Origin of the sequence: Leptospira borgpetersenii serovar Javanica (genome assembly GCF_003046425.1) — a bacterium.
Lineage (GTDB): Bacteria > Spirochaetota > Leptospiria > Leptospirales > Leptospiraceae > Leptospira > Leptospira borgpetersenii.
This window is the reverse complement of the sequence record NZ_QAJG01000006.1, coordinates 32,501-37,500: the sequence shown is the minus strand read 5'-3', so window position 1 is coordinate 37,500 and position 5,000 is coordinate 32,501. Positions and strand designations below refer to the sequence as shown.

At 41.6% G+C, this 5,000-nt stretch carries 6 protein-coding genes (1 of these 6 cut by a window edge); all 6 read left to right on the top strand.

Features of this window, described 5'->3' with window-relative positions; genetic code table 11:
• A protein-coding gene (locus tag CLV95_RS06210; protein ID WP_016748860.1) for a hypothetical protein crosses the window boundary here: on the top strand, positions 1 to 801 show its 3' portion. Its footprint begins 111 nt before the window's first position; the window shows 801 of its 912 coding nt (coding positions 112-912); the start codon falls outside the window, past its left edge; it ends in the stop codon at positions 799 to 801.
• Between the two features lie 437 nt (positions 802 to 1,238).
• Positions 1,239 to 1,721: an SsrA-binding protein gene (gene smpB / locus CLV95_RS06205; RefSeq protein ID WP_002726198.1), complete on the top strand. Its 483-nt coding sequence runs from the start codon at positions 1,239 to 1,241 to the stop codon at positions 1,719 to 1,721.
• Between the two features lie 25 nt (positions 1,722 to 1,746).
• The gene (gene der / locus CLV95_RS06200; RefSeq protein WP_002734365.1) at positions 1,747 to 3,210 is read left to right on the top strand and encodes a ribosome biogenesis GTPase Der; all 1,464 of its coding nucleotides are present in this window, start codon (positions 1,747 to 1,749) and stop codon (positions 3,208 to 3,210) included.
• Positions 3,207 to 3,863, top strand: coding sequence for a glycerol-3-phosphate 1-O-acyltransferase PlsY (gene plsY / locus CLV95_RS06195; RefSeq protein WP_002726369.1), 657 nt, complete (start codon positions 3,207 to 3,209; stop codon positions 3,861 to 3,863). The genes der and plsY overlap by 4 nt, the downstream gene beginning before the upstream one ends.
• Positions 3,838 to 4,644: a hypothetical protein gene (locus CLV95_RS06190; protein WP_002734356.1), complete on the top strand. Its 807-nt coding sequence runs from the start codon at positions 3,838 to 3,840 to the stop codon at positions 4,642 to 4,644. Before plsY ends, CLV95_RS06190 begins: the two co-directional genes overlap by 26 nt.
• A 105-nt stretch (positions 4,645 to 4,749) precedes the next feature.
• Positions 4,750 to 4,962: a hypothetical protein gene (locus tag CLV95_RS06185; RefSeq protein WP_002726190.1), complete on the top strand. Its 213-nt coding sequence runs from the start codon at positions 4,750 to 4,752 to the stop codon at positions 4,960 to 4,962.
• The last annotated feature ends 38 nt before the right edge of the window (positions 4,963 to 5,000 follow it).

The window sequence follows — 5,000 nt, the reverse complement described above, 5'->3', positions numbered from 1 at the left end:
AAAAATATTGGTTTTGTTTCTCTTTCCGGTGTTCGCCCCCCTCACGCCGATTGGTTTGTGATTCCTAATTTGACTAAAAAAGAAGAACGGAAAATCCAAAATTCTGGGTGTATTAAGTTGGGATCGAAATTTAGAAAGTATTTTCTTTCTAAAGAAAAAATTTCAGAAGCGGCGAATGTGTTTATCTACGACTACTCGAAAGACGTATTAAAAACATTTAAAATAAACGATTTGAATTTCATGGCCTGTCTTTCTGTATACGTCGACAGGGTGAGGGAGCCGTCGCCATATGATAAAAGCGATTTTATGATTGGATTTGAGATAGACGAACAGCTTTTACCCGGCTTCGGTATGTTTTCTACCGACGTTTTGGTATTTATCGGCAAAGAAAGTCCATTCATTCAAGGACAACTGCAGCGTATTGTTTGGCAAAAAATCAAATCCAAATATTTCCCTTCCGGCATGGAAGGAAAATATTTTAAAGATAGCGAATATAGTAAAGGCGACTCTTATAAATATGAAACGGGCGACTTGCAGTATTTTGCGCAGGATTTAGTCAAGAACAACAGCGTTTTTGCCAGACGATTGTTGGTGATGGATCGCCGAACTAAAAATAAAGTTTATGAAGCGGTTTATACAAGGGATCTTGCTCCTTTCGGTCGCCAATGGACAGGAAGATTATTCAAAAACAAGCCAAAAGTAATATTCGGCTTTGAATATATTTCTTTTGGATGTGAGAGTATTGAGCTTTTAAAATCATCCGAGGAGGCAATTCGTATTCATTGCGACAACCGACATTGAAAGAAATCGGCACTGGTTCTCTTTTAAACTGTGTTCCAAAATCCAATGAATTGTATTTTATCGGAGAAATCAAGCCGAAGTGAACTCGGATATTCTGCCGAACCGGTTCTGATAAAAGAAAAAGACATAGTATTGTCATCGATCAAAATGGATAAAAGATCAACGTAGAGGATCGAAAAGCATCGAGGTTCGCGAGCTGCGAATCGTATTCTTTGCAATCGAACCTAAAAAATGTGACTGATTCCCTATCCGGAATTACATCCACCGTTTCGCATTAAAAACCAACACCGCAACCTTTCGCCGTATTCCGTTCCAAAAAGCGTCGCTTCTTTCCTTCTAAGCAATTCTATCCTTTTTTCGTCTTCGTAAAACGAATCGTTTTTCACTTGGCCCTAGTCTTTTATTCGAAAAACTGGATTTACTTCGGATAAAATATCGTGGCAAATAAAAAAGAAGAACCCGGACATTCTCCTCTGGTCAATAAAAAGGCCAAGTTCAACTTCGAGTTAGTTTCGTTTATCGAGGCGGGAATCGTCTTGTCCGGATCGGAAGTCAAAAGCCTCCGTGAAAAAAAAGGAAATCTCACCGACGCATTTGCCAAGATCAAAAATGGGGAAGTGTTTTTGGAGAATTTTTCAATCACTCCATATAAAAACGGAGGTTATGCCAATCATCCCGAAATTCGTCCGAGAAAACTCCTCCTTCATAAGAAGGAAATCGAAAAATTAGAACGTCAGGTAAAAGAAAAAGGTTTGGTTCTCGTCGCTACTAAGGTTTATTTTAAGAATAATCTTCGCGTAAAGGTGGAGATCGCCGTGGGCAAACCGAAAAAGATCCACGATAAACGGGATGACATGCAGAAAAAAGACGCGCAACAGGAAATCGCCCGCGCGTTAAAATCATCCAACCGCTACGAGTAATACGCGATTTAAAACCAGGAATACAATGGCTAAAGCCGTAAGAAAATCGAATTCGGAAAAAACTGTTCCGATCAAGGCTCCCCGCAAAGCGCCCGGAGAAAAAATTCCCGTCGTGTCTATCGTGGGCAGACAAAACGTAGGAAAGTCCACTTTGTTTAATTCCCTCTTAAAGAAAAAACTCGCGATCACCGAGGATTATCCCGGTGTGACGCGTGATGTTCTTTCGGCAAGGGTCTATCAGGAAGAAAAGGATCTTGATTTTTATCTCTGTGATACTCCCGGGCTCGACATCGAAAACCCGGATTCTCTTTCCCAATCCATATTGGAAGCCGCTTATAGACAACTGAATGAATCCGACGTAATCATCTTTTTATTGGATAAGAATCAGATCACTCCGGCGGATCACGGTCTTCTCGGTTATTTAAGAAGAGACCGAAAGGTCGCGGAAAAACCGATCATCTATTGCGTCAACAAGGCGGACAAGGAACTGGACGAGTTTGATCTGGAGGAATTCTACAGAATGGGTTTGGCGGAAGTTCTTCCGATTTCCGCGCTTGGAAGAAAAAATCTGGGGCTATTGCTTGAGAAAATTAAATTTTTCTTAAGTAGTAAGCCGGGCAAGGTTTGGATCGAAAAGATTTCCGCTTCCAAAAAGAAGGATGCGCAACCCCTACCTCTTGCGGAAGAGGATTACGAGTTCCGGCTTGCGATCGTAGGAAAACCGAATTCCGGAAAATCCAGCCTTTTGAACGCGGTCTGCGGTTATGAAAGGGCGGTCGTGAGTGATGTAGCCGGAACGACCCGGGATTCCGTGGATACTTTATTGGAATTCGGAAATAGAAAACTTCTACTTACTGACACCGCGGGAATTCGTAAGCACAGCAAGACCACCGAGGCCTTGGAATATTATTCGTATCAAAGAACTCTAAAGGCGATTGAATCGAGTGATCTCGTTATCCACCTTTTGGACGCAAAAAAAGGATTCGGAGATTTCGATAAAAAGATCACATCCCTATTACAGGACAAGGGAAAGCCATTTTTGATCGCGGTCAACAAATGGGATTCCATCGAGGATAAAACCGACAAAACTTTCCGGGAATACAAAGAAAAACTTTACAGTCGTTTTCCGTTGTTAAACGAAGTGCCGATCGTCACGATCAGTGCGACCGAAAGATTGAGGGTTCAAAAACTTATCGATCTTTCCTTTGATCTCGCATCTAGATCTCGTAGAAAGGTCAGCACATCCGAACTTAATAAAAATCTAAAAAACTGGATGAGCCAGGCGGGAAGATCCTTTTCGGCCCATCAACCGCCGAAGATGCTCTATTGCACACAGGTTTCCACTTCTCCTTTTCACTTGATCCTGTTCGTGAACCACGTGGAATACTTTAAATCGAACTTGATTTCGTTTTTGAAAAAGAAACTCACGGAGGCTTATGACTTGCAGGGGATTCCGGTTCGATTGGAATTTCGATCGGATCGAAAATGAACTTCGCGATTTTTGCATTCCTTAGTTTTATTTCGGGCTCGATTCCTTTTGGATATTGGATTGCTCTTCGATTTGGGAAGATGGATATCCGCAAATTCGGGAGCAAAAATATAGGAGCCACAAACGTGGGTCGTTCTATCGGTTGGAAGTTCGGTTTTCCGGTGTTGGTTTTGGATGTGGCTAAGGGAATCTTTCCAGTTTATCTTTCCGGGATTTATGTTCCGGAAGGAGAAGTTCCGTTTCAATTGGCTTGTGGGGTTCTCGCAGTTTTAGGACATATGTTCTCGCCTTTTTTAGGTTTTAAAGGAGGGAAGGGAGTTGCCACTACATTGGGCGTATTTTTGGTTTTGACTCCGATTGCTTGTTTCGGAGCGATCCTTGTTTTTTTAGTGACTATTAAATATTTTAAATTCGTATCTATCGGATCAATTTTTGCTTCCCTTACCCTTCCGCTCGTTTATGCTTTTTCATCGATTCTTCTTTTACACGAAGAGGTTTCGTATTGGGTCTTGGGAACTATGGTGTTCATCTCCATTGGGATTATACTCACTCATAGGGAGAATATTTTTCGGATCTTAAATCGGTCCGAATTGTTCGCAGTCAAAAACGAAGACGAGGAACGAAACGGTGATTCAGAGAGAAATCGACGATAACAAAACCCGTGAAGAAAAGATAAAATTTTTAGAACAATATCTTCAGGATCATCCCGTATTCGAAGTCGTCGATTTATACAAATGGCTCTATTATGGAGAATTCGGCGAGGTTGAAAAACAGGAATTCTATTCGGAGGAGATCGAAGTCGTTCCCGAATTACAATCTATACTGAATGATCTGAAAGCGGAGGAAGGTAAACCCTATTCCGAGAGGGTTTGGGAACCGCTTGGATTTTCTCAAAGATATCTTCTTGTTTATCTTACTCCCTATGTAAAGCGCGATTATCCTCTCAAACGATTGGTCAATTTGATGCAGAGATCCTCCGCATTTCAGGGATATCGAATGAGATTCAAATTGGATTGGATTATTCTCAAGGATATCATCACGGAAAAAATGCCCGTGTTCACAAAACAGGAATTCAACGATTTTGAGGACCGAATCGGATTTCAACAATTGCCGGATGTGGAACTTTCAGATACTTATAGAAATGCGTACCCCGCGAGCTTTCGAGTCGTGTCCGCAAAATTATTCTACGAATACTTTCCCGAGTTCGTAAAGGAGCCGCAGGGATTTTCTCTCTTGACGGAAATGGGCAGGGAACGAGAACCCGAGTTGGAATTATCCAAACAAGAAGATTCGTTTGTATCTGAAACGGAACAGGTAGTACAGAAAAAACACGCACGGGAAACGAAAAAAAGAACCGAGAACCAAGGCTTCTCAACGGAAGATGAAGAATTGTACGAAGAAAATCTGGAGAATTTCAATTTTGACGGCTTGTAAGAAGTTTGAGAGTGTTTCCCGCCGGCTTTTGCTCTTGTCCGCAGATTCTGCTTTACAAGGTTCTAAATTTTATGTTAGGTTGAATAAAAAAGGAAATTCGCAGTCATGCTCAAGGAAATTAATTTTGCACTTCAAAGCTCTACGGGAGCGAGACAATTTTCCAAATCCGAACTTACTCTTCGTAATATGCCCGATCGTCTTCACCCGCTTTCCGAATTAGAAAACGTAAATTCGGGAGCGAGAAACATAGCGAAGGTAGGGGTCAATACGGATGACCAAGCGATTCGTCGCGGTTATCTGATTGATTTGAATGCGTAATTGTTGAACTCAAAGCTCGGATCATAAAAGAAATCTGC